We start from the raw sequence: 21,343 nt of genomic DNA, 5'->3' as shown, positions 1-21,343 counted from the left end.
AGCTCCTGTCGCTCTCCGCTACTTGACCGTCACGGCGTACGCGATCTGTCCGGAGCAGCCGTTCGTGTTGAGGCAGCCGCCCGAGCCCGCGGGCTGCAGCTGGAACGCCGCGCCGCCCACCTGGGCGGTGAACTTCGTCGCTCCGGCTGGGCCTGGACCCGGCGTATACGTGAACAGCGTTCCGCCCGTCGTGTCGGTCGCGGCAGCGTTCAGACCGTTCGTGAACGTCGCCCAGTTGTTGGGGGCGAGCGTGCCGTCGTCGCTGATGGTGAACTGACCCGCCGCGCTGATGAGGATCGCGGCTGCCGGTTCCGTGTTGCCCGTACCGGGGAACGTCACGATGCTGCGGTAGTCGACCGTGTACGTGATCGTGCCGCCCGGGCAGACGCCGTTCGCCGGCACTGCGCCAGAGCAGTTGGTCACGATCGCGGTCGATTTGGTCAGCGCGATGAAGCCCGCGTAGAGCTCGTTGTGCGTGCCGTTGTTCACCGCGGGGTTGCCGGTGCTCGTCGCGACGATGTTGGCGTCGTAGCGCGTCAGTGTCTTGGTCCCGTTCGGCGAGGTGTACTGCGTCCAGTAGTTGAGCGTCGCACCCGATGCGACCACGACGCCGCTTGCCGTCGACGTCGCACCCGCTGTCGCGCCGCCGAGCGGACCGCCGGGCACGCCGGCGTTGTCCACCAGCAGCTGGACCGTCCAGCCCGCAAGGGCCGGCGCGGTGGCGACGATCGTATAGGTGTCGTTGATGTTGCCGGCGTTCATCACCGCGTTCGGCACGTTGATGCCGCTGATGGCCGCCGTGAAGTTGTTGCCGTTCGGCGTGCCCGGCACGGTGCCGGCGTTGATGATGTTGAACGCGGCTGCTTGTGTGAATCCGACGTCGGTGAAGTCGTCGTTGTTGTTCACGGCCACAACGCCGTCGTAGCTGCCCGTTGCGCCCGGCGCGCCGCGCGGTCCGTTGAGCACCGAGTAGTTGGCCGGCATCGACGAGCAGGTGCCGTTCGATGCACCGCTCGGACCCGCCACCGTGGTCGTGTTCTGGAGCGCGCCCTTGATCGCGTTGACCGCGGTCGCGGTGCCGTCATCGCTGACCAAGGTCGTGATCGTCGGTCCGATGATCTGCGGCGGCGTGGTGACCGCCGGTGGCTGCGCGTTACCGCCGATCACGCTGTTCGCGATGTTCGTGACCGGTCCGACAAGGCCGGCGCAGGCGTTGCCCGAGCCCGGTCCGGTCGGTCCGTTGACCGCGAAGGTCAGCGTGACCGCCGCTGCGGGCACGTTGCCGGCAGATGAGCCTGCATGCGAGTTGAGCGCGATGGCGCCGCCCGCGATGAACACGCCGATCCACAGCGGCGTCGCCGGTTTCGTCGAGGTCCAGCCCGTAGCGCCCGTTGGATCGGTCGTGTAGTAGATCGTCGCTGTGGCCGTGGCCGGGAACCCATTCGCCCCGCTCGTGGTCACGGTCGGCGTTCCGTTCAGCGTCAGCACGGTGGCGTTGAACACCGGGATCTTGTCCGCGATCAGCACGCCCGCTGTCGGGAAGCCGAAGCCTCCCGAGTTGAGCGAGTTGAGCATGCGCGCCGGCGCGCCGCCGCCGTTGTTGCCAAGGACCGTGTAGGTCACGATCGGCGCGCCCGCCGTGCCGCTCACGACGGCCGACTTCTGCAGGTCGAGCCGGGCCTCAGCGATGATGCTGTCGTTGTACGTGTTCTGCTGGCTCGCGGACGTCGTGTCCACCGTGCCAGGGATATCCGCGGCCTTCTGCGTGATCGTGGCGACGACCGTCGTCGTGATCAGGCCGGGCACGTTCGGCGGATTGGTCTGGCAGTAGTTGATCGTGATGCTCACGATCTGTCCGGACAGCACTTTGCCGGCCGCGGTGTTGAGGTAGGTGTTCATCGCACCGACCGTCGCGAAGATCTGATTGGCTCCGCCGTTCACCGAGACCGTGAAGTTGGTGAGGGCCGCGGAGCCTCCATCGTTGCCGCCGAAGGCCGGCGCGGCGTTCGTCACTTGGAAGTAGCCGGGGCCGTTACCGGTGTTCGTCAGCGTGTAGACGTCGACGAAGCACGAGTTAGGCACGCCCGAATTCGTGCCGGGCGGCACGCCGTTGTTCGTCGTGACGGTCAAGCTTGGAGCGCTCTGCACCGTGACCACGACGGTATTCGACTGCGTCGAATAGTTCACGCCGTTGCTGTCCGTATACGTCGCCGACGCGGTGTTCGAGATCTGCGTGCCGGCCGCTGTGGCCGCCGCCGCGGGCTGGCCTGAAGCGATCAGGGCCAAGCAGACGAACGCGGCCGAGGCCAAGCCGGCCGCCGCGCGCGTCAGTGATGTGTACCAGGAATTCATGGGTTTGCTTCTCCTTGTCAATGTGCTGGTAAAGATCACTTCACCCGGACCTCGTAACTGAACCGGACGCTCCCCTTCGGCGCCAGCGGTTTGTCGGCAATCCACCGGATGGTAGTGTATGCAGACGGATCCGCCGGCTTCTCCACCGGACCGGTCTGGGTCTGAACCGTCACCATGGGCTTGCTCGACCACGTCTTCCCTTGATCGGTCGAGAACTCGGGTTTGCCGCCCGTGGTGGTCGCAGACCCGGCGACGTACGCCATGCCCGCGGGTATCTTATCCGACGGCTCGAAATGCAGCGCCGGATCAGAGCCTTTGTTGGTGCCGACGATCGTCCAGCGGACGACCTCGCCGGTCTTGAGTTTGACGTTCGGATCGACCGGTACGAGCTTCTCGCCCTGTGCCGTCTTGACGACGGTGGCACCGGTCAGATGCAGCGTGACGTCGGGCCGCGCAACGGCGGCCGTGGCCGACAGCGCGATGGCCGCCAGGCACACGAAAACACTCCGAGCTAGTAAACGCATAGCTTTCCTCGTCCCCCAAAATGGCGACCGCACGTGTGTGTGACCCGAGCTACAGACGTTCTGTAACGGTCGCCGCTTGATAAAGATATCGGTAAACGCGCCCGAAAACGCGGAAACGGCGCAGATATTACGGTTTGCGCGAAGCGACTTTGCCCTTAGAGCGCTGCTAGGTGCCGGCTGAGATTTCTAAGAAACGTCCCGCAATGACGATCAAAGACCAAGAACGTGACCTGGCGCACATGCGCCATACTGCGGCGCACTTGCTCGCCCACGCCGTCGTCGATTTGTACGGCCCCGACGTGAAGCTGGCGATCGGGCCCGCGATCGACAACGGCTTCTACTACGATTTCCTGAAGAGCACGCCGTTCGTCCCGGAGGACCTCGAGCGCATCGAAGCCCGCATGCGCGAGCTCATGGTGCGCGACGTCGCCATGACGGGCAGCCCCATCTCGCGGGCCGACGCCGACGCCTACTATAAGAAGCTGGATCAGCCGTTCAAGCTCGACATCCTCGCCGGCATCCCTCCGGACGAACCGCTTTCGATGTACACCATCGGCGAGTTCACCGATCTGTGCCGCGGCGGCCACGTGGAGCGCAGCTCGCAGGTGGGAGCGGTCAAGCTGCTCTCGCTCGCCGGCGCGTATTGGCGCGGCGACGAGAAGAACCCGATGCTGCAGCGCATCTACGGCACCGCGTTTCCGACGCAGGCAGAGTTGGATGCCTACCTCAAGCAGCTCGAGGAAGCGGAGAAGCGCGATCACCGCCGCCTCGGCAAAGAGCTCGATCTGTTCTCGATCCAGGAGGACGCGGGTCCCGGCCTGATCTTCTGGCATCCAGCCGGCGGCAGAGTGCGCGAGGTGATCGAGGAGTTCATCCGCGGCGAACTGCGCAGGCGCGGCTACGAGCCCGTGCACACGCCGCACGCCGTGCGCGAGCGGCTCTACGAGATCTCGGGCCACCTCGAGTCTTTCTCGGAGAGCATGTTCGGCCCGCTCGAGCTCGACGAAGAGCGCTATCGCGTCAAGCCGATGAACTGCCCCGGCCACATCCTCATCTACAAGTCGAGGCCGCGCTCGTATCGCGAGCTTCCGTTGCGCCTAGCGGAGTTCGGCACGGTGTACAGATACGAGCGCTCCGGCACGCTCCACGGGCTGCTGCGCGTGCGTATGATCACCATGGACGACGCGCATCTGTTCTGCACGCCCGATCAGCTGCAGGCGGAGTTCGAGAACACGGTCGACGCCGCGCTCACGGTCCTCAAGGCGTTCAAGTTCGACGACTACCGGCTGTTCGTCTCGACCAAGCCCCCAAACGCGTTGGGCGACGATGCGCTATGGGAACGCGCGACCGAGGCGATCAAGACAGCGTGCGATCACGCCGGCCTCAAGTACGAGATCGACGAGGGCGGCGGCGCCTTCTATGGGCCGAAGCTCGACGTCAAAGTACGCGACGCCATCGGCCGCGAGTGGCAGCTCTCGACCGTGCAGGTGGACTTCAACCTGCCGCAGCGCTTCGGACTGACCTACACCGGGCCCGACGGCGCCGAGCACCAGCCGGTGATGATCCACCGCGCGCTGTGCGGTTCGCTCGAGCGCTTCATGGGCGTGCTCATCGAGCACTATGCGGGCGCATTTCCGGCCTGGCTGGCGCCGGTGCAGGCGGTCGTGCTGCCGATCTCCGAAGATCAGCTGCCGTACGCCGAGCGCGTGGCGGCGTCGTTGTCGTCGGCCGGCTTCCGCGTCGACATCGACCGCTCGAACGAACGCCTGCAGAAAAAGATCCGCACGCAGCAGATGCGCAAGGTGCCCTACATGCTGGTGGTCGGCAAGAGCGAAGTGGCGGACGGCACGGTCAACGTGCGCTCGCGCGCGGGCGATCAGGCGACGATGTCGCTCGAGGAATTCGGCATCAAGCTGCGCGACGAGGTCATCGCCAAGACGTAGTCCCGCGCTCTCGAGCGCGGGGGCTTTACTGCACCGTCACCGTCAGCATGACGGTACCCGTGGCGCCCGGATTGAGCGTGCCGGTCAGCGTCCAGGTGACCACGCCCGCCGTCGGTCCGGACGGCGTGCATGCCGTCAACCCCGCTCCGAGCGTGCCGCACACCGCGCTCACAAAGGTCGTGTTCGTAGGCACCGTATCTTTGATCGCGATGTTCTGCTCCGGGAACGGGCTCGTGTTCGTGTACGTCAGCGTGTAGAGCAAGGTGTCGCCGGGCAGCGCGGTGCCCGAGGTGGCGTTCGAGCCGCCCTGCGTCACGTTGCGCACGACTTTGGCGAGCGACATGGACACCGTCGCGACGGTGATGTTGGCGAACGCGGCCTGCAAGTTGGTCAAGCCGCTGGGCGTGATGACCGCACCGGCCGGAATCGTGTTCGTGAACGTGCCGAATTGCGTCGGCGTCGCCGTGGTGACATAGAGGTAGGTGACGCACTTCGCCGCGGGCGAAAGCGTGAAGTTGCTCGCCGTGAACGAGCTGCCGCCCGGCGTGCCGGTCACCGTCGCGCCGCAGTTGGGGGGTGCGCCGCCCTGCGGCGGAGGCTGCGTGGTCGTGTCCTTCACGACGATGCCGGCCGGCAGGTTGTCGGTGACGTTGGTGATAGCCTCGATCGCGTTGGAGCCGTTGGTGAACGTCAGCGCGATCCAGGTCGTGCCTCCCGGCGGGATCTGCGCGGCGAGGAACGTCTTCGTCAGCCCCATGTTCGCCGACGACGTCAGCGTCACGCTCGTGCCGAACGGATTGGTCGCTCCGGAATTCGAGGTGATGGAATTCGCTGGAATCGTATTGGTGAGGTTGCCGGGGACGGCTGCAGTGACGTCCACCGTGATCGTGCACGGCTGCAGCGCGCCGGCCGCCGTGCGCGAGGGCAGGCTCACACCGCTGATCTGAATGCTCGTGGCGCCGGCCGGCGCGACCAGCGTGGCACTCGCGCAGGTCGTGCTCGCGTTGGGCGGCGAGTTGACCGTCATGCCGGTCGGCAGCGTGTCGGTCAACGCCACGCCGGTCTCGGAGAAGGTGATGCCGCCCGGCAGCGCATTCGCATTGTTCGAGAGCGTGATCTGGAGATGCGACACGCCGGCCGCCGGGATCGTGTTCGGGCTGAACGTCTTGTTGACGTTGATCTGCGAGGGCGGCACGAACACGACGTTGTTGGACCCGGTCAGATTCTGGATGTTGTCTTCTGTGCTCGCCACGGTCATCTTGCCCGCGGTGAACGTGCCGGCGGTCAGCGAGGTCACCGAGTATGTGATCGTGCACGTATCTTTGAAGATGAAATCGGGCGACGTCGCCGTATAGGTGAGGCCGCCGGCTCCCGGCGTGAACGTCAGCACGGAGCCCTTGGTGCACGTGTAATTGAAGTTGGGGACCGCTGAGAGGGTGACCGCCGTTCCCGCGGCGTTGAGGGTGAAGGTCGCGACGAGGTTGTGGTCGTCGGCGCCGGCGGTCGATGTGATCTTGTCGGTCACCGTGATGTTGCCTTTGATCGGTGCCGCTCCGACCGTCGTCAACCCGCTTGCAGAGAAATAGTGCACCAGCGTCAAGCCGTGCGTCACGGTCAGGTTTGAGACGACGTCCGCGGCGTTTGAGATGTGCACGCTGTCCGAGCGCGTCGCGGTGATGCCCCCCGGCGGTATATCATTCTTGAGCACGACGTTGTAAGGCTGGCCGACCGTGGCGGTGACGAGCACGCTGACCGTGCAGGTGCGCGCGCCGGCGGCGATCGTACCGCCCGTCATGACGATCGACGTGCCGCCGATCGGCGCGACGAAGGTCGGCGATCCGCAGTTAGCGTTGGCGGTGGGCGCTGCCGCCACGATCAAGCCTGCCGGCAGATTATCGGTCAGGGCGACGGCGCTGAGCGCGAGGGCGCCCGCGGGGTTCACGATGTTGATGGAAAGCGTCGAGGTATTGGCGCGCGCGATGCTTGTGGGAGCGAACGCCTTGCTGAACGTGACCACCGGCGTCGGCGTCGGGCCGACGGTCAGCGTCGCTGCCGGATTGTTGAGCGAATGCAGGCCCTGATCGTTGGTGACGCTGCTGCCGCTGACCGTGTTCGTCGGCGTCTGCGACGGCGGCGCCGCCGGCACGAGCACATCGAACGAGATGACGCAGGTCGGGCCGCTGCTGCCCAAGCTCGGCGCCGCGGTGAGCGACAGACCGGTGACGATCACCGTCGTGGTGCCTGAGATCGACCCGACCGGTCCGCCGCAGCTGTTGGCCAAGTTCGGCGGCGCGCCAAGCGTGAGCCCGCCGGGCAGCGCGTCGGTGAAACCGAAATTCGTCAACGCGACGGTGTCGCGATTGACCGCCGAGATATGCAGCGACACCGTCGACCCCGGCGTCGTCGTGTTCGGGACGAAGCTTTTCGCGAGCGTCGGCGTGATCGGGTAGTAGGTGACCGTTGCCTGGCCGGAGCTGTTATTGGTGACCCCCTGCGCCGAGGTGATGCCCTGAGCTGCCACGGCGAGCTGCTGCGTGCGCACGCTGTTCGAGAACTGACCGTTGACGCTGGTCGTCACGGTGACGGTACACGAGCCGTTCGCCGGAATCGTCGCACCGGTCACGGTGAAGGTCGGAGGTGATACCGCGTTGTTGAACGTGGGGACGCCGCCGCATGTCGTCGTCACAGAGACGATGTGCAGCGTGGCACCGCCCGAGGGCGAGGTGAGCGTTCCCGGGATGGTGACGTTGGTGAGCGGCAACGAATTCGGGTTGGTCACCGTGACCGTGAAGACCGGCGATGCCGTCTCAGGGACCGACGTCGGTACGACTGCCACGGCCACGCCGATATTGCCGGGATTGACGACCTGCAGCGTCGCGGAGGCGGGCGTGTTGTTGGTCCCTGCGTTTGTCTGCAGCGCGCCGGCAGGGATCATGTTGAGGTAGTTCTGCGCCGCCGCTCCGTAGACGGCGACGCTGATCGTGCACGTGCCCGGATTGAACTGATCGGGGGCTTGCGGGATGACGCCGCCCGTCAGCGTTACGGAGCCGGCGGTGGTGGTGACCACGCCGCCGGCGCAGGTCGTCGTGGGAGTGACGGTGCCGTCAACGGTCAAACCGGCCGGCAGGTTGTCGGTGATGCTCGTGACGTTCACCGAAGTCGTGGGATCGGTGTTGAGCAGCGTGATGACCATCGTCGAATCCACGCCGAAATTGACGCTCGAAGGGGTGAACGCTTTGTTGATGCCGACGCTGCCGGCTGAACGCGCCAGCACTGACCAGCCGAGCACGACGCCAAGGACAAACAACGCCGCGAACATACGCCGCATATCTATACTCTATCGGCAGAAAGTGAGGTCGGACCTGTCGAATGGACCGTCATGTTGCTGCTCGGCATCGAGACGTCATGCGACGACACCGCGGCGGCGGTGGTCGAAGACGGCCGCATCGTCCACGCAAACGTGCTCGCCTCGCAGGATGAGTTCCATCGCGAGTATGGCGGCGTCGTGCCCGAGATCGCGAGCCGGCGGCATGCCGAGGTCATCGGCGCCGTCATCGAACAGGCGATGGCCAAATCGGGCCGGTCGTTCGGCCAGCTCGACGGCGTCGCCGTCACGTGCGGCCCTGGCCTGACGGGTTCCCTCGTCGTAGGCGTGGCGGCGGCGCAGGCGATCGCATTCGCGCGCGATCTGCCGGCGTATGCGGTCAACCATCTGCACGGCCATCTGTTCGCGAACTATCTCGATAATCCGGATGCGCCCGGCCAAGCGCCGCCGGACGCGCCGTTCGTGTGCCTCATCGTGTCCGGCGGCCACACCGATCTCATCCACGTCGAATCCCCGGCACGCCACCGCATCATCGGCCGCACGCGCGATGACGCAGCCGGCGAGGCGTTCGACAAAGTCGCGCGCATGCTTGGGCTCGGTTTCCCCGGGGGACCCTTGCTTGACGAGCTCGCGCGCTCCGGCGATCCGGGCGCATTCGACTTTCCGCGCAGCCTGCTCGCCGACTCAGCGCACGACTTTAGCTTCTCCGGTCTCAAGACGGCGGTGCGCTACCACCTCGACGCTCACCCGGAACATGCATCGCAGCGCGCCGCCGACGTCGCCGCGAGCTTCCAAGCGGCGGTCGTCGACGTGCTGTGCGCAAAGACCCTGCGCGCGGCTGCGGATCTTGGAGTGGACACGGTGGCGCTGGCCGGCGGCGTGTCGGCCAACTCTGCGCTTCGTGCCCGGCTGCGTGCCGCGGGCGAATCGGCGGGCTTGCGCGTCATGATCCCGCCGCTTGCGTATTGCACCGACAACGCGGCGATGATCGCCGCCGCGGCGTTCTATCGCGGCGACGCAGCGCGCGTCCCCGTGGCTGCGCTGCACGCGGACCCGAACTTTGCCTGGTGAATACCCGCGCGGCGAACGCAAGGAGTTCGCGCGCGATTTCGGCTTATGGCTCGCCGGATGCGGCATCGTCGTGCTGATCGTCCTGCTGGCGTTCATCGTCTACGCCGTGCTCTTGGTGCGCAGCGGCTGGCACGGCTAAAGCTCGTTTCTTAACCCGAGCCTCCCGGCCGCACGATCTTCAAGAAGTTGGTCTTGCCGCGCACGCCCATCGGCGTGCCGCCGACGACGACGACCGCATCGCCCGGCGAGATCGCACCGCGGGCCAGCAGGTCGCCTTCGACCGACGCGACTAGCTCATCGGTGGTGCCGCCAAACGTCGCGATGCAGGGGATGACGCCCCAATCCAGCGCGAGCCGTCTGCCGATGACGTCGTCGGGCGCGAACGCGTAGATCGGCACCTTGGGCCGATCCTTGCTGACGATGCGCGCGGAAAAGCCGCTGCGCGTGAACGCCGCGATGCAGCGCACGTCGATGCTCTCGGTGATGCTGCACGCGGCGTGCGAGATCGCGTGCGAATCGCTTTCCACGCGCTGGCTGCGCCGCACGCGCGGCGGAAAGAACTCTTCGGTCTCGAGCGCGATGCGCACCATCGTCTCCACCGCCTCGAGCGGGAACTCTCCGGCGGCCGTCTCCTCCGACAGCATGATGCCATCGGTTCCGTCGATGATGGCGTTGGCAACGTCCGATGCCTCGGCGCGCGTCGGTCGCGCGGAATGCACCATCGATTCGAGCATTTGCGTCGCGGTGACGACCGGCTTGAGCAGCGCGCCGGCACGCTTGATGATCAGCTTCTGCAGCATCGGCACCCGCTCCGCGAGCATCTCGACGCCCAAGTCGCCGCGTGCGACCATGACCGCGTCCGACTCGATGATGATCTCGTCGAGGTGTTCGATCGCTTCGGGCCGCTCGATCTTGGCCAGCACCGGCGTGTCGCCGCCCGCCGCGGCGACAGCAGCCTTGGCCTCGACGAGATCGTGGGGCTGGCGGACGAACGAGAGCGCGATGAAGTCTGCCCCGGCGCGCACCGCATGCTCGAGATCGACGCGATCCTTCTCGGTGAGCGCGGGTGACGAGACCGCCACGCCGGGCAGATTCATGCCGGCGTGCTCTTTGATAGTGCCGCCGTGGATGACGGTGCAGCGGACGGTGTCGGCGTCCGTCGCCTCGACGCGCAATTCGACGGCGCCGTCGGCCAATAGGATGCGGTCGCCTGGCTTGACGTCGCGCGGCAAAGCCGCGTAGCGGGTCGAGAGGCGCGCGCTTGTTCCTTCGATCGCGCGCGTCGTGATCTCGACCGTCGCGCCGTCTTTCAGGCTGACAGGCTTGTGATCGGCAAGCTCCCCTAAGCGCAGCTTCGGGCCCTGCAGGTCAGCGAGGACACCGACCGTGCGGCCGCGCGCCGCGGCCGACGTGCGGACCAGCGCGATCCACTCATCGAGCTCGGCCAGCGTCGCGTGCGAGAGGTTGACGCGAAAGACGTCGACGCCCGCGCCGATCAGCCGGTCGACCATACCCGGTGCGCGACAGCTGGGACCGAGCGTGGCGACGATCTTGGTGCGTCGTATGCGATCCACCACTTACCCCTGTCGACCGTTTCTGCGCAACCACTCGAACACGCCCTCGCGCACGACCTCTTGCTCGACCGGATGCAGCCGCGCTAACGCGGATTCAACCGTGTCGTCGGCACGCAGCGTGAACGGCCGGCGTGCCAGCACTGGACCTCGGTCCACTGCAGGCGTGATCTCGATCAGCGTCGCGCCCGTCACCGTAGCTTTGGCCTTGAGCGCATCCGCGAGCGCGCGCGCGCCGCGAAAGACCGGCGATTCGCTGCCGTCGGGCAGCTGCACGCGATCGGCCGAGGGATCGTCCGGCAAGAAGGATGGATGGAGGTTGAGGACGCCGTCGAGTCCGGCCTCTAAGAATTCAGGAGCGAGCACGTGCATCCAACCGAGCAGCAGCACGAGCCGCGCTCCGCTACGCTTGACCGCTGCGGCGAGATCTCGGGCGTACTCGGCGCGCGACTGCGAGGCGGGCGCGAACGCCATCACCGATGTCGCGACGCCGGCGCTTCGCGCGCGCTCGAGCGCATACGCGTCCGCACGATCGGACACGACGAGCCGCACGTCCAGCGGCAGCGTGCCGGCGCGCACCGAATCGAGCACTGCCTGCAGGTTCGTGCCGCTGCCCGAGGCGAGGACCGCGGTCGGATACCGCGGCGCGGATTCGCTCACGCGAAGATCACGCTGGGCGCACACGGCCCGAGCGGCTCGACCTCTCCGATGACGATGGCGCCGGGCATCGCGCCGGTCGCGGCACTCGATTGCTCTTGCGGCACGATCGCGCAGAAGCCGATGCCCATGTTGAACGTGCGAAAAGCCGTGTCGCGGTCGAGCCCGGCTTCGCGCACGGCGAGCTCCATGATCGGCGGCACTCGCCAGCGCGACGGATATAGGCGCGCCGCGACCCCTGACGGCAGTGCGCGCGGCAGATTGTCTACCAGGCCGCCACCGGTGATATGCGCCATCGCGCGGATCGAAACACCGGCCGCCTGCGCCGCGCGCACCGCCTTCAGATACGAAGGATGGATGGCCAGCAGGGCGTCGGCGATCGTGCCTGCGCCGATCGGCTCGCTCCAGCGCGCAGGCGGAAGAACCGTACGTACGAGCGAGTAGCCGTTGGTGTGGAAACCGTTGGACGGCAACCCGACGATAGCATCGCCCGCTGCCACGCGCGTCACATCGATCAGCTCCGCGCGCTCCACCGCACCGACGATCGTCCCCGCCAGGTCGAAATGCCCGAGCTGGTACAGTCCTGGCATCTCGGCCGTCTCGCCGCCCAGCAGCGACATGCCGTTATCCGCGCACGCCGCGCCGACGCCGCCGACGACCGCGGCCGCCATCGCGGGGTCGAGCTTGCCGACCGCGAGGTAGTCGAGGAAGAACAAGGGGCCTGCATTGAGGCACAAGATGTCGTTGACGCAATGGTTGACGAGGTCGCGCCCGATCGTGTCGTAGCGGCCCAGTTCAGCAGCGACCAGCAGTTTTGTCCCCACGCCGTCGGTCGACGCGACCAGCACCGGATCGCGCATGCCGGTCATCGCGAAGCAGCCGCCGAACCCGCCGATGCCTTCGAGCACGCGCGGATCGCGCTGCTTCGGCAGGACCGCCCTGTAACGTGCGACCGCTTCGTTGCCGGCGTCGATGTTCACGCCGGCTTTCGCATATGCGTCTGACACGCGTCAGCGTTTCGCTGCAACCGAGCCACCCCCTACGCGCCACTTCCAGGTTCGCGCCTGGGCCGCGGCGAACCGCGTCCTGCTCCGGCAGCCGCCACCTCGCTGACCCTTTTTCAACCGAAAGGCTTTGCTTCTTATAATGAAGATCCACGTCCGCGCTGAGAATCCGTTACGCGTCGCCGCCGACGCCGTCGCGATACCCATCTTCTCCGATGGCGAGGTGCCCGACACCGTCAAGGCGCTCGACAAACCGCTCGGCCACGTGGTCAGAGATATGTTCCGCGGCGGTGAGATCAGGGGCCGCGAGGACGAATTGCACGTGCTGCCGACGCCTAGGCTCAAGGCAAAGCGGGTCTTCGCGGTCGGACTGGGCCCGCCGGCCAATCGCAATGCAGCCGCCATGGCACGCTTCGCGGGTACCGCGGTGCGCGCTGCTCAGCGCCGCGGCGTGAAGTCTCTCGCATTCGTCCTGCCCGAACTGCCGGGCGTCGACCCGAGCTCCGTCGGCGAGCTGTTCGCCGAAGGCGCGATCATGGCGACGTTTGATCCTGCGCCGTATCGCACGAAAAATGAAGCGCCGCGGACGGATGTGGCCACGGTGACGCTGCTCGTCCCGCGTGGCGCGGACGAACGCGCGATCAAAGCCGGCGTTGCGCGCGGCACGATTCTTGGCGAAGCCGCCAACGAAGCGCGCGTCATGGTCAACACGCCGGCCAACCACATGACGCCGACGCATCTCGCACAAATCGCGAAGGACTTCGGCAAACGGCTCGGTCTCAAGGTGACCGTCCTCGACGAGCCTCAGATGAAGAAATTGGGGATGGGATCGTTTCTGTCGGTCGCCGCGGGCAGCGATCAGCCGTCGAAGGTCATCGCCCTCGAATACACGGGCGACAAGAGTTCGAAGACCAAGCTCGGGCTGGTCGGCAAAGGCATCACCTTTGATACCGGCGGCATCTCGCTCAAGCCGGCGCTGGATATGGACGCGATGAAGGGCGACATGGCGGGCGGCGCGACCGTGCTGGCGGCGCTCGCCGCGATCGCGCGGCTCAAGCCGAAGGTCAACGTCGTCGGCATCGTGGTCGCGACGGAGAACATGCCCTCGGGCAAGGCGACCAAACCCGGTGACGTCGTGCGCGCCATGAACGGCAAGACGATCGAAGTGATCAATACGGACGCCGAAGGCCGTCTCGTGCTCGCCGATGGACTCGTCTATGCGCGCAAGATGGGCGCGACACATCTGGTCGACATCGCGACGCTGACCGGGGCGGTCGTCATCGCGCTCGGCCACACGTCGACCGGCGTGATGAGCAACGATCGGGAGTTCGTCGATACGTTTCATCGCGCCACCTTGCCGTATGGCGAGCGCTATTGGGAGCTGCCGTTGTTCCCGGAATACGCCGAGCTCATCAAGAGTCCCATCGCAGACATGAAGAACAGCGGCGGGCGCCAGGCCGGCACCATTTTCGGCGCCATGTTCCTCAAAGAGTTCGTCGGCGACACGCCGTGGATCCATCTCGACATCGCCGGCACGTCATGGGCGGATCGCGATTCGGGTGCGCTCGTGAAGGGCCCCAGTGCCGTGGGACTGCGCCCACTGGTTCGGCTCGCCGACTTGCTGGCAGAACACGCCGTGCATGGGCGCGCGGATGAAGCCGCATATCGCAGGCTGGCCGACGGATCGAGCGGCAACGCCTCGGCCCACGGGGGGAATGGCAAGTCGAGCGGCCGCGTCCGCGCGCGCAGGCGCGCTCATTAAAGCCGCGTTAATACCACCCCGCCACCGTGGGTCCTAAACCTGTCCTAAGGAAGCGCGCGTAGAATCGCGCTATGGACCGCATGCACGCCGTTCGCCGGCTGCTCCCTGCCGCCACGACAGCGTTCGCATGTCTGCTTCTCGCGACCGGTGCGCCGCTTGCCGCCAGTGCCGACGACACCGGCTCGATCACCATCACCATCACCGACGCAGCAACCCACGCGCCGCTCGGCCTCGCGCGCGTGCTGCTGGACGGGCCGGTCATAACGAGCGAGCTATCGTCCCCGGGTGGGGCGGTGAAGTTCACCGACGTGCCGCCAGGCATCTATCGAGCGCGCGTGGCCAAGTCGGGCTATGATTCCGTCACCTCGGCGCAATTCGAAGTGCTCGAAGGGCACTACATCACCGTCGCGGTGGCGCTCGCCAAGCCGGCGGTCAAGTCGTTGGGCACGGTCACCGTGCGCTCGACCGCGGTGATAAGCTCGACCACGGTGGATGAGAACAGCGCGGTGCGCAAGCTCTCGTCCACCCTGACCGACGCGCTCGGCAAGCTGTCCGGCGTGACGGTGTCCAGCGACCCCAACGGCGACTCGGACGCGCAGGTGACGGTCTCGCTCGACGGTCACGATCCGACGCAGACGGGTCTCACGCTCGATGGCGTGCCGCTCAATGCACCTGGTGTGTCCGGCGACCTGCGCTCGATCAACACCGACCTCTTCAGCAGCGCGAGCACGAACTTCGGACCGAGCGCAGGCGCCCTCGGCGGCACGGTCGGTTTCCGCTCGATCGAGCCGACGCTGAGCTGGCAGGGCAAGGTGACCGCATCGGTCGGCACGTTCGGCAACGCGGCGGGCATCTTGTCGTTGTCGGGAACGGCCGGCCGGATCGGCATCGCGCTCACCGAGGCATCGCGCGGGACTTACAGTCCGCTCAACGGCCAGACGTATCTCGATGCGAGCGGACTGGACTACACGCACGACGGCGCGTCGTTGAACGACGGCACGCTCTTGAAGATCCGCACGCCGCTCGGCAGCGCGCAGACGCTGACGGCGACGTACGTCTCGACCTATGGCGACACCGGTCTGATCTGCAATCGCTTCACCGGGCCGGTGCCGTGCGGGTACGGCCCCGACAACTACAGCGACAACCATCTCACCTTCGCCACGCTCACCGATACGGCGCTCGTGGGCGAGGTCGGGTTGCAGTTCGCGCTGTTCGGCACCAGCTCGACGTATAACCGCGACCTGCTCAACCGCTACGTCGCCGGCATCCCCGACCCGTTCGGCACGGTCACGGATAACCGCTCGACCGGGGCGACGCTCAATGCCATGCTGCCTTCGCGCGAGAGGCATACGCTGTCGATCCAGGCCACGACCTCGCACGCCATTCTCACGACGATGGGCATCATCTCGTCCACCTCGCCGTTCTCGAACGCGTCGAGCAGCTCCGATTACAGCACGATCCAGCTCAGCGACAAGATCAATTCAAGTCCGAAGCTGACCCTCGGCGCGCGGCTGGGCATGAGTTTTTCGCCGCAGACCTCCAACTCGATCATCGGCGGCGCAAGCGCCACCTGGACGCCCACCGCCGTCGATTCGTTCGTCGGCAGCATCGACATCGGCGGCGCGGGTGCGGGCTTGTCGCGCGTCACCCCGCTCACGGACCCGGCGGCGCTGCGCTTCGACTGCAACGCAGGCGCGGGCTACGGCGCCGGACCAGGCGATCTGCCCGGACCGACAAGCTCGACGTCGTACAGTCTCACCTATCAGCGGCGCCTGAAGACCGGACAGTTCGCCCTGACGCTGTATCAACAGCTGCAAGATGACGTGTTGCTGAACACCCAGGTGAACGGATCGGTGTTGCCGCCGGGCTACTTCCCGCCTGGCTATTTCGCGCTCGCACAGACGATCTATCAATCGAGCTCGGGCTGCGGCACATCGTTGCCCTTCGGCCCGGCGAATCTGTACATCAGCCAGCCGATCGCCGGGGTGCAGCGCGTGTATCAAGGCGCACGTTTCAACGCCGGCTTCCGCATCGGTCAGAACTTGGTGGCGGAGCCGTATTACGACATCACACAGACGGTCGCGAATTCGGTCAGCCCGCTCATCGATAATCCGTACTCGCTGACTATTTCGGGCGCACAGGTCCCCGGGGTGCCGCTGCACCGCGGCGGCCTCACGTTCGATTACAAGGCGCCGCGCTCAAACGTCGAGTGGCTGCTCAACGGGAACTTCGTCTCGGCCAACAACTCTAATAATCTGCCCGGGTATGTCACCGCCGATGCCGGCGTGGTCGTCACCCTCGTACGTGGATCGCTCACCTTCGCGGAGACCAATATCTTCAATAAGTACGGATACGACTTCGCGTCCGCGGCGAATTCCGTGCCGCTCGAGACGGCTGGCGGCAACTTCCTGCCGACCGTGGCCCGCCCGCTTTCGCCGCGGCAATTCTCGGTCACGTACACCGTCAAGCTGGGCAACACGCCGCAGACGAATTTCACGCCTGCGCTGCTCGCGCAAGCCGACGCCTCCAACAGCGCGCGGCGTGGCGGAGGCTTTGGGCCTGGCGGCGGTGGCGGCCCCGGTGGAGGTCTCGCGGCACTGGCTGCGCTGCCCAGCACCCCACCCGCCAATCCGCTCGATCCCGATACGTCGCGGCAACAGTGCACGTCCGATAACGTCAAGGCCGTCAAGCCGCTGCTCGACCAGATCAAAGCGTACGTCGCGGCAGTTGATGCCGCGAAGTCCGCGACGGGATACCCCGACGCTGCTCCCGCTACGGCGCCGGCGATCGACGGCCTCAACGTCGCGTATCACAAGACCGCAACCTCGTACGCGTTGACCTTCACTCAGACGAAGGCCGGGTCCATCCGCAGCTTCATCGCGTGCGCGCCGCTGCACGTCGGATCGGTCGACGACGCCAAGGCGCTCAATCTGTACATCCCGCCGACCAGCGCGTTCAACCGCTTCCCGCTCGCGTACGCGCCGGAAGCCGGGCTGTACGTCGTGCGCCAACCGCAGCAGGCGGGCCAAGAGCAGTTCCGGCTCTACCAGCTTCCGGCCGCGCCGCCTGCGGCGCCCTTTGCTCTCACTTCTGCCGCGTCGTGCACCGACGAACTGAAGCCGACCGCGACGTCGCTGCTCGGCGCGCTGCAGACGTATTTCGCCGCTTTCGATCCGAGCAATCCGCCGGCGGCACCGCCTCCGGGCTGGACCGTCACGCTTCACAAGTCCGCAAGTGGATATTGGACGGAGCTGCAGCTGGATGACATCTCACGAATTCCGGCGGTACTCAACTGCGGACATGTCTCGACCGGCACGCCCGATCAGATCAAGGCGAAAAAGCTCGACTTCGCGCGCCCGCCATCGCTCAACTACAGCCCGTCACTCGGGCTGTATCTAGTGCGCCCCAACCCGGGCCAGACGCCGCCGCCCCAGCGCAACTAGCCCGCCGATTACCTATGGAGCGGTCGAATTCCGACCGCTCCATGTCATTTTTTCGCATCCACTTCGACGTGGCCGCCGAACTCGAAGCGCATCGCCGAGAGCAGCTTGTTCTGGAACTCTGCGTTGCCGCGCGAGTCGAAACGCTGATACAGCGCGGCGGTGAGCACCGGCGCGGGCACCGCCTCGTCGATCGCGGCCTTGATCGTCCAGCGGCCCTCACCCGAGTCCGACACACGGCCTGCGAACCCGGCGAGTTCGGGATCCTTCACCAGCGCTTGCGCGGTGAGATCGAGCAGCCAGGAGGCGACGACGCTGCCGCGCCGCCACACCTCGGCGATCTCGCCAAGATCGAGGTCGTATTGATAGTCTTGGGGATCGCGCAGCGGCGTGGTCTCCGCATCAGCGGTTTGCGCCTGTTTGCCGATGTCGGCCGCTTGCAGCACGCCGAAACCCTCCGCATAGGAGGCCATGATCCCGTACTCGATGCCGTTATGCACCATCTTCACGAAGTGCCCCGCGCCGTTGGGACCGCAGTGGAGGTAACCTTCTTCAGCGGTGCCGCGGCCTCTGGGCCGGCCCGGCGTGCGGGGGATGTCGCCGACGCCCGGCGCGAGCGCTTTGAAAATCGGATCGAGACGGCTCACGGTCTGGTCGGAGCCGCCGATCATCATGCAATAGCCGCGCTCGAGCCCCCAGACGCCGCCGCTCGTGCCGACGTCGACGTACTCGATGCCCTTGGCGCGCGCCTCGCCGGCGCGGCGGATGTCGTCGATGTAATACGAGTTGCCGCCGTCGATGACGATATCGCCGCGCTCGAGGACCGGTATCAGCGCCGCCAGGCTGGCGTCAACAACTCCTGCGGGCACCATCAGCCACACTGCGCGGGGTTTCGACAAAGCGCGCGCCATGTCGGCCAGCGTCGCAGCCCCGGTCGCGCCCTCCGATGCGAGCGCCTTGACCGCGTCTTGGTTTCGATCGTAGACGACGCACTCGTGCTTGTGGCGCATCAGGCGGCGCACCATGTTCGCGCCCATGCGGCCGAGACCGATCATTCCGAGCTGCATATGTTTCACTCCTACGCTCTGAGGCGCCGCGAGGCGTCCGGCAGATTTGCCGCGCTCGCCGCCGATGACCTTCAGTACGTGCGAAAGCTGCTTAAGGTTTGCTTGCGAACAGCCTGGGATCGAATTCGACCGGCAGGGGCGTTCCGATCTTGATGCGCTTGAAGTCGGCATGCGCCGGATTGAGGATGAGATTGCTTTCTTGGGGCACCACGGCCGACGGCACGCGCAGGACCGCCGATCTGCCCTTTGCCGCCCACGCGTCGCCCAACGCTTGCAGCGCTTCGACCGGCGGCTCATAGCGGCGCCAGTTCTTAGGCAGCGCGCTCGCGTCGAGGTCTTCGATGCGCACGCTATCCGGGATGTCCGCGAAGATCGCGCACACGTGACGAGGCGCGAAAAGCGCATTGGCGTGCACGAGATACTCAAGCTGTGCAAGCGCCAGCGTCGCGCTGACATACACCACGCGCACGCCCGGGCTATTCCACCGTCCGCCTGCGAGCCGCGAGCCCTCGCCGCTAAACGCATCCGGCAGCCGCCGTCTCCGGACCAGCCGCCAGACACGCATTTAGCTGATGCCGCCGTAATCCAGTCGCGTCAAGATCTGCTCGAGCCGACGCACGCCGGCGTCCGTGTCCAAGAACTCGACCGGCGCTTTGCCGCCGAGCGCGACAATCGGATCGTGCAGCCAGCCGATCGCGGTCTTGCGGTTTTCGAACACATCATGCACGAGGCCAAGCACGCGCGCGAGCCTGACCGCGCGGTCGGACTCGACCGCGCCGAGGCGGGCCCTGGCTCGCTGTCGGGCCAGCGTGCGCGTCGACACGCCTAGCGCGGCGGCAAGCTGTTCCGGCGTCAGACCGCCCAGCTCCGCTAGCCGATCGGCGATCTTCGCCGGCAGCCCGGCGCGGGTGACGTCGATCAGGTCGCGTGCGCGGGTGGGGAAGCCCAGCGTCTTCGCGATGCTCGCAGTGCTCATGGTATCCGGTCCACGCAGCTGACAAATGTCATAATATGAAGGACATTTGTCAGACCACGGTTCCGCTCCTGCTAACGGAACCGATACAAGCTGACCAGCTTGGAGATGATCACCGCCACGAAGAACACGCCGACGATGACCTCAAGGATGACCATCGAGCGCACCGCCGGAGCGATCGGGATGATGTCGCCATATCCGAGCGTGGAGAGCGTCGTGAAGCTGAAATAGACGAAATCCGGCCAGGCTTTGAGCACCCCTCCGCCGGCGGTCGAAAAGGCGGCCTGGGACACGCCCCATGCGGCGTAGTACGCGTATGACCAGGTCAGACCGATGAGCAGGTAGACGCAGGCTGCGCCGTAGAGCGAGTCCTCGGTCACCGTCTCGGCGCGGACGGTGCGTTGGAACACGCGGACAAGGGTCAGGATGAAGAACGCCGAGTTGAAGGCCAGTAGTGCGCGCAGCTCGGGATGGCCGGGGCTGATCAAGTCGAGAATGTCGGCAGCTAGGGCGAGCGCGCCAAACGCTATGGCAAACGCGCGCACCGTTGGATTTCGCCACATCGCCCATACGGCCACGATGACCACGACGGATTCGAGCGTAAGTCCAGGCAGACCGCCGGCAAAGGTGTGCACCACCAGCGGTGCGGCCAAGACGAGCGCAAGCAGGGCAAAAAAAAGGTAGCGGTACGAGTGGGGCGGTGACGTATCCGCCCGGTCTTGCTCGGAGGACGATGGTTCCGCGGTCAGCGGATTCAGACTTTGGCCTTTTCCGGTTCGCGCACGCGCCCGTCGAGCTCCTCGTGGATGCCCTCGGGATAGCGGCCGGTGAAGCAGCCCATGCAGAACTCTTTGCGTTCGCGCGCGGTGGAGGCGACGAGCCCTTCCTCGCTTAGATAGGCGAGCGAATCGGCGTTGATCGTGCTCTGGATCTCCGGCACGCTCAGATTCGCGGCGATGAGCTCTTCGTACGTCGCCGTGTCCACGCCCAAGAAACATGGATGGCGCATCGGCGGACAGGTGACCCGCACGTGGACCTCTTTGGCACCGGCCTTGCGCAGCAGCGCGACCAATTGCTTGGTCGTGGTACCCCGCACGATCGAGTCGTCGATCAACACGACCCGCTTGCCTGCGAGGTTGGCGTGCAACGGATTGAACTTGAGCTTCACGCCCTGCACGCGCATGCGGTGATCCGGATTGATGAACGTGCGCCCGATGTAGCGGTTCTTCATCAAGCCTTCGATATACGGGATGCCGGACTCGTCGGAATATCCGATCGCCGCTGCCGTCGCGCTGTCGGGCACGCCCATGACGACGTCGGCCTCCACCGGCGCTTCCTTGGCGATGTTGCGTCCCATCTGGTAGCGCGCGAGGTAGAGTTCGCGGCCGGCGACCTGACTGTCGGGGCGCGAGAAATAGATATACTCGAAGATGCAGTTGGCCGGCTTGATGTCGTTCTCGACCATTCGGCTGCGCATGCCGTCTTTGTCGATGATGATGATCTCGCCCGGCTCTACCTCGCGGATGTATTCCGCCCCGATGGTGGCAAGCGCGCACGATTCCGACGCGAGCGCATAGCCGCTGCCATAGCGCCCGATGCACAGCGGCCGCACGCCCCACGGATCGCGGAAGCCGAACAACTGGGTTTCGGTCGC

16 protein-coding genes are annotated in these 21,343 nt (G+C 66.1%); 5 read left to right on the top strand and 11 right to left on the bottom strand.

The genetic code is table 11. The annotated features are described in order from the left end of the window. Positions 1 to 18 precede the first annotated feature (18 nt). Positions 19 to 2,352: a hypothetical protein gene (locus VKF82_08995; GenBank protein HME82199.1), complete on the bottom strand. Its 2,334-nt coding sequence runs from the start codon at positions 2,350 to 2,352 to the stop codon at positions 19 to 21. A gap of 35 nt (positions 2,353 to 2,387) precedes the next feature. Further along, complete coding sequence (locus VKF82_08990; GenBank protein ID HME82198.1) at positions 2,388 to 2,849, bottom strand: hypothetical protein; 462 nt, start codon at positions 2,847 to 2,849, stop codon at positions 2,388 to 2,390. A 230-nt stretch (positions 2,850 to 3,079) separates the two neighbouring features. Here VKF82_08990 and thrS point away from each other — a divergent pair, with 230 nt between their 5' ends. Beyond that, on the top strand, positions 3,080 to 4,819 hold the full coding sequence (gene thrS / locus VKF82_08985; protein ID HME82197.1) for a threonine--tRNA ligase: 1,740 nt from the start codon (positions 3,080 to 3,082) through the stop codon (positions 4,817 to 4,819). Between the two features lie 25 nt (positions 4,820 to 4,844). On the opposite strand, the gene VKF82_08980 is transcribed toward thrS, so the two are convergent. After that, positions 4,845 to 8,138, bottom strand: coding sequence for a hypothetical protein (locus VKF82_08980; GenBank protein ID HME82196.1), 3,294 nt, complete (start codon positions 8,136 to 8,138; stop codon positions 4,845 to 4,847). 60 nt (positions 8,139 to 8,198) lie between these two features. Here VKF82_08980 and tsaD point away from each other — a divergent pair, with 60 nt between their 5' ends. After that, entirely contained in the window at positions 8,199 to 9,215 is a 1,017-nt protein-coding gene (gene tsaD, locus VKF82_08975) for a tRNA (adenosine(37)-N6)-threonylcarbamoyltransferase complex transferase subunit TsaD (GenBank protein HME82195.1), read from the top strand. Beyond that, positions 9,205 to 9,354 carry a hypothetical protein gene (locus VKF82_08970; protein HME82194.1) on the top strand — a complete coding sequence of 50 codons (150 nt, stop codon included), beginning with the start codon at positions 9,205 to 9,207 and terminating at the stop codon, positions 9,352 to 9,354. The genes tsaD and VKF82_08970 overlap by 11 nt, the downstream gene beginning before the upstream one ends. 10 nt (positions 9,355 to 9,364) lie before the next feature. Here VKF82_08970 and pyk read toward each other — a convergent pair whose 3' ends face one another. Genes pyk through purM form a run of 3 tightly spaced genes read right to left on the bottom strand, consistent with a single transcriptional unit; the run spans position 9,365 to position 12,450 of the window. Continuing rightward, positions 9,365 to 10,789, bottom strand: a complete 1,425-nt coding sequence (gene pyk, locus VKF82_08965; protein HME82193.1) for a pyruvate kinase — start codon at positions 10,787 to 10,789, stop codon at positions 9,365 to 9,367. 3 nt (positions 10,790 to 10,792) lie between these two features. Then, positions 10,793 to 11,446: a formyltransferase family protein gene (locus tag VKF82_08960; GenBank protein ID HME82192.1), complete on the bottom strand. Its 654-nt coding sequence runs from the start codon at positions 11,444 to 11,446 to the stop codon at positions 10,793 to 10,795. After that, complete coding sequence (purM, locus tag VKF82_08955) at positions 11,443 to 12,450, bottom strand: phosphoribosylformylglycinamidine cyclo-ligase (protein HME82191.1); 1,008 nt, start codon at positions 12,448 to 12,450, stop codon at positions 11,443 to 11,445. Before purM ends, VKF82_08960 begins: the two co-directional genes overlap by 4 nt. 139 nt (positions 12,451 to 12,589) lie before the next feature. Between purM and VKF82_08950 the strand changes: the two genes are divergently transcribed. Together VKF82_08950 and VKF82_08945 are read left to right on the top strand one after the other, a co-directional pair. Further along, on the top strand, positions 12,590 to 14,209 hold the full coding sequence (locus VKF82_08950; protein ID HME82190.1) for a leucyl aminopeptidase: 1,620 nt from the start codon (positions 12,590 to 12,592) through the stop codon (positions 14,207 to 14,209). Positions 14,210 to 14,280: 71 nt separating this feature from the next. Next, positions 14,281 to 17,652, top strand: coding sequence for a TonB-dependent receptor (locus VKF82_08945; GenBank protein ID HME82189.1), 3,372 nt, complete (start codon positions 14,281 to 14,283; stop codon positions 17,650 to 17,652). 44 nt (positions 17,653 to 17,696) lie between these two features. Here the strand turns inward: VKF82_08945 and gnd are convergent, their stop codons facing one another. The 5 genes from gnd to VKF82_08920 all read right to left on the bottom strand — a co-directional run. Beyond that, a complete protein-coding gene (gene gnd, locus VKF82_08940) occupies positions 17,697 to 18,716 on the bottom strand; it encodes a decarboxylating 6-phosphogluconate dehydrogenase (protein ID HME82188.1) in 1,020 nt (339 codons plus the stop codon). Between the two features lie 91 nt (positions 18,717 to 18,807). Then, complete coding sequence (locus VKF82_08935) at positions 18,808 to 19,281, bottom strand: RES family NAD+ phosphorylase (protein ID HME82187.1); 474 nt, start codon at positions 19,279 to 19,281, stop codon at positions 18,808 to 18,810. Beyond that, positions 19,282 to 19,692: an antitoxin Xre-like helix-turn-helix domain-containing protein gene (locus VKF82_08930; GenBank protein ID HME82186.1), complete on the bottom strand. Its 411-nt coding sequence runs from the start codon at positions 19,690 to 19,692 to the stop codon at positions 19,282 to 19,284. A 71-nt stretch (positions 19,693 to 19,763) separates the two neighbouring features. Next, positions 19,764 to 20,342 (bottom strand): ion channel, encoded by a 579-nt coding sequence (locus VKF82_08925; protein ID HME82185.1) that lies wholly within the window; start codon positions 20,340 to 20,342, stop codon positions 19,764 to 19,766. A gap of 101 nt (positions 20,343 to 20,443) precedes the next feature. Continuing rightward, the coding region (locus tag VKF82_08920) for an amidophosphoribosyltransferase (GenBank protein ID HME82184.1) at positions 20,444 to 21,343 on the bottom strand (900 nt) is incomplete at its 5' end.

The sequence above is a fragment of the Candidatus Eremiobacteraceae bacterium genome, assembly GCA_035314825.1.
Classification (GTDB): Bacteria; Vulcanimicrobiota; Vulcanimicrobiia; order Eremiobacterales; family Eremiobacteraceae; genus JAFAHD01.
The sequence above is the reverse complement of the archived record's forward strand: the minus strand, read 5'-3'. Positions and strand labels throughout refer to the sequence as shown.

Coding starts and splice junctions, on each gene's coding strand:
- VKF82_08995 (HME82199.1), bottom strand. CDS start 2,352: ATGAATTCCTGGTACACATCACTGACGCGCGCGGCGGCCGGCTTGGCC.
- thrS (HME82197.1), top strand. CDS start 3,080: ATGACGATCAAAGACCAAGAACGTGACCTGGCGCACATGCGCCATACT.
- VKF82_08980 (HME82196.1), bottom strand. CDS start 8,138: ATGTTCGCGGCGTTGTTTGTCCTTGGCGTCGTGCTCGGCTGGTCAGTG.
- tsaD (HME82195.1), top strand. CDS start 8,199: ATGTTGCTGCTCGGCATCGAGACGTCATGCGACGACACCGCGGCGGCG.
- VKF82_08950 (HME82190.1), top strand. CDS start 12,590: ATGAAGATCCACGTCCGCGCTGAGAATCCGTTACGCGTCGCCGCCGAC.
- VKF82_08945 (HME82189.1), top strand. CDS start 14,281: ATGGACCGCATGCACGCCGTTCGCCGGCTGCTCCCTGCCGCCACGACA.
- gnd (HME82188.1), bottom strand. CDS start 18,716: ATGCAGCTCGGAATGATCGGTCTCGGCCGCATGGGCGCGAACATGGTG.
- VKF82_08935 (HME82187.1), bottom strand. CDS start 19,281: ATGCGTGTCTGGCGGCTGGTCCGGAGACGGCGGCTGCCGGATGCGTTT.
- VKF82_08930 (HME82186.1), bottom strand. CDS start 19,692: ATGAGCACTGCGAGCATCGCGAAGACGCTGGGCTTCCCCACCCGCGCA.